Origin of the sequence: Rhodoblastus sphagnicola (genome assembly GCF_002937075.1) — a bacterium.
Taxonomy (GTDB): Bacteria; Pseudomonadota; Alphaproteobacteria; order Rhizobiales; family Beijerinckiaceae; genus Rhodoblastus; species Rhodoblastus sphagnicola.
The window spans coordinates 1-3,424 of the sequence record NZ_NHSJ01000108.1 but is presented as its reverse complement, the minus strand read 5'-3'; the positions used below and the strand labels follow the sequence as shown (position 1 = coordinate 3,424).

Annotated in this window: 1 protein-coding gene and 2 pseudogenes; all 3 read left to right on the top strand. The window is 60.4% G+C overall.

From position 1 onward, the window contains the following. The first annotated feature begins 619 nt into the window (after positions 1 to 619). Positions 620 to 2,611, top strand: a complete 1,992-nt coding sequence (locus CCR94_RS17815; protein WP_338053004.1) for a methyl-accepting chemotaxis protein — start codon at positions 620 to 622, stop codon at positions 2,609 to 2,611. A gap of 73 nt (positions 2,612 to 2,684) precedes the next feature. Beyond that, positions 2,685 to 2,870 (top strand): annotated as a pseudogene (locus CCR94_RS26385) (cytochrome ubiquinol oxidase subunit I); the annotation flags it as partial. A gap of 90 nt (positions 2,871 to 2,960) precedes the next feature. Further along, positions 2,961 to 3,140, top strand: a pseudogene (locus tag CCR94_RS17805) (winged helix-turn-helix domain-containing protein); the annotation flags it as partial. Positions 3,141 to 3,424 lie beyond the last annotated feature (284 nt).

Genomic DNA, 3,424 nt, shown 5'->3' with positions numbered 1-3,424 from the left:
GCCTGCCCGTCGCGGCCGCCTGACCCATCCCGGCTTGCCCAGGGAAACGACGGCGACCACCGTCTCCTACACCACGCCAAGGGACACGATCTCATTATCGCATTTGAAAATCGTTCAGAACGAGTAGCCGTTGCGTGTGTCCATAGCACGCGTATCGTTGGCAGAAGCAGGTTCGGAATCTACGTATGGAAAGGCAATTGTTCGGGTCGCATACCCATAAGACCGCCGCAAGTTGAAGCTCCCGCCGCCGCCTGAGCCGGTTTGATCGGGCCTATACTGTTTGATTTTTGCTTGCGTGGACGATCGCGTTCGCCTGTTAATGAGACTTTAATCGTTTTATTACAACTTTAGGTTGTTAGGACAGCCAATCGCCACGCGATTCGATTGTCGCCAGCGACGTCAGCGAGGGGCGCTTACGGCTATGAATTTGCATTCGATCAAAGTCAGAATCGTCTCGCTTTCGGGTCTTTGCGTCATCGTCGCGACCGGCGCACTGGTTGGCTACAGTGTCCTTTCGGCGAAGCGCTCGTCGGAATATATAACCCAGAATGTCGAAAGCTTGTTGGATCGCACCAGCAAGGAATCACTGGAGCGCCTAGCGTCGACGCAGGCGGGCTTTGTGCGCGCTGAAATCGACTCGGTATTCGACGCCGCCCGCGCGATGGCGCGCAGCCTCGAAATGGCAACCTCCGACGAAAGCGGGTCTCCCGCCACCATTCGGCGCGCCCAGCTCAATAGTATTCTCCTGCGCATACTCAAGGATAATCCGCGTCTTAACGGGACCTACAGCGCCTGGGCGGCGAATGCACTCGATGGCCGGGACGACGCTTTCGTCGGCCGTGAAGAGGTCGGCTCGGACCAGACCGGCCGGGCGCTGCCTTATTGGACGCGGGACGCCAACGGTAAGATCGCCGTACAGCCGCTGGTCGAATATGACAGCGAGGATCTACATCCCAATGGGGTGATGAAGGGCGGCTGGTTTCTGGGGCCACAAAAAACGGGACAGGAAAGCATATTGGCGCCGCTGCCTTACATCGTGCAGGGCAAGGCCGTCTATCTCGCTACCGTGTCGGCGCCGATCATCGTCAACGGCAAATTCGCTGGCGTCGCTGGCGCCGATATTGACCTGGCCTTTGTCCAGACCCTTGCGGAAAAGGTCAACGCCTCGATTTATGGCGGCAAAGGCTCTGTCGCCATTGTCTCGAACGCCGGACTCGTCGTTGGCGACAGCGGCAATTCCAAGGCCATTGGCGGATTGGTCAGCGCCGTCGACAAGGGTTCCGCCCAATATACGGACGTTCTGCGCGATGGCCGGGCCAAGGTGCTGGTCGATGCCGAAAGCGCAATGTTTAAGGTTTTCTCGCCTGTGGCGCTTGGGCGCACCGGCCAATCCTGGTCCGTGATGATTACTGTGCCAAGCGCCGTGGTCATGGCCGAGGCCAACACGCTGTCGGCCGCGCTCGAGGGTCGCCAGCAGAGCGACATGTCTTGGCAAATTCTCGCTGCCCTGGTGGTCGCCGGCGTCGCCCTTCTGATGATGGGCTTTGTCGCAACAGGGATTTCAGCTCCGATCACCAAACTGACCGAAGCCCTTCGCCGCCTCGCCAAAGGCGAAACTCTGGCGGAAATCCACGGAGCGGACCGCAAAGACGAGATCGGCGATATTTCGCGCGCTGTCGAGCAAATCCGGATCGGCGCGGAAGAGCAGGCGCGCAGCAAGACCGCGATGGCGCAGGCCGAGCGGGTTCGTCAGGAAAAGGAGCGGCGGGAGACGATGCATCGCCTCGCCGAGCAGTTTGAAGGCGCGGTCGGGAAAATCGTTCAGACTGTATCGTCATCGGCGACCCAAATGGAAATAGCGGCGAATACGCTAAGCACGACAGCGGAGACGACACTGGAATTATCGACCGTCGTCGTGGCGGCGGCCGGAATGGCGTCAACCAATGTGCAATCCGTCGCCGCCGCCAGCGAAGAAATGACCGCCACTATCACCGAGATCAGCCGACAGGTGCAAGATTCCGCCCGGATCGCCAGGGAAGCTGCAAGCCAGGCCCATGACACAAACAAGCGCGTCAACGACCTCTCTGAAGCGGCGAAAAGAATCGGCGATGTGGTCAATCTAATCAGCGCGATCGCCGGGCAGACCAATCTGCTGGCGTTGAATGCAACCATCGAGGCGGCGCGCGCTGGCGAAGCGGGACGCGGCTTCGCAGTCGTGGCGACGGAGGTTAAATCGCTCGCCGAACAAACGGCTAGGGCGACCTCCGAAATCGGCCAGCAGATCTCGGAGATTCAGGCTGCGACCGAAGGCTCTGTTTCGGACATCCAGGCGATCACCAAGACCATTGGCCATATTTCCGAGATTTCTTCGGCGATTGCGGCAGCGGTTGAGGAGCAGGGCGCCGCTAGCCAAGAAATCGCCAATAGCGTGTCGCAGGCGGCGAACGGAACCACGCAAGTGGCCTCGAACATCAGCGAGGTGCAACGCGGGGCCAGCGAGACCGGCTCGGCCTCGTTGCAGGTCCTCTCTTCAGCCAAAGCTCTTTCCTCGGAAAGCGCCGAACTGGATGCAGAGGTGCGAAAGTTCCTGGCAAGCGTTCGCGCGGCCTGAGGGGCCGCTTCGTGGCAAGGCTCAAAGTCGACTATGGAACCGCACGCGGCGGCGCGACGTCGGCTGATTGCTTATGGTCGCGATCGGCATGGCCATGGCCGGTTTCGGCCTATGGAGCCTGGTCGAGCGCTGGCGCGGCAGGCTCTTTCAAAATCCTTGGCTGCACCGCGCCGCGCTCGCGCTCGGCCCATCCGGCTTTGTCGCGATCGTCTCCGGTTGGACCACGACCGAGACCTGTCGCCAGCCCTTCACCGTCTATGCGGTCATCATGCCCGCGCTCTACCCGCTGATCATCGCCATGCTGCTGGCGCGTCCGCTCGCGCCCGTCGTGCTGCTGCTCATGGCGGCGATCAATCGTCTTTACGGCGGCATGGACGAGCCGGAGCTGAAGATCATCGACGTCTTCATCTGCAAATTGCGGAGAAAACTCTCCAACGCCAGCAATGGCGGCAATTACATCGAAACCGTCTGGGGCCGCGGCTACGTGGCGCGCGAGCCGTATGACGCCGGCGAGCGCATTTTAGCCTGATGCCTCGGGGCGAGGCGCTCGGCGCAGCAGTTGTGTGGGCGGTGGCGCGTTCAGGAGTCGGAAGCCTTGAGACCGGCATACGCGACGCGACCGCCGTCCGGACTTTCCTCGATCTGGCTCCCGCAGACATCGCAGAGACGCTGGGCATTCGCCGTTTTCGTTTGGATTTGTAATATATTTGAAGGATTTACCCAGATAATTGACGCTTCGGAAATTGAAAAGCGACTTACGGCGCTTGAGCAGGGGCAGGCCAATGAAAACGAGCGTCAAAGCCAGGCTGGCGG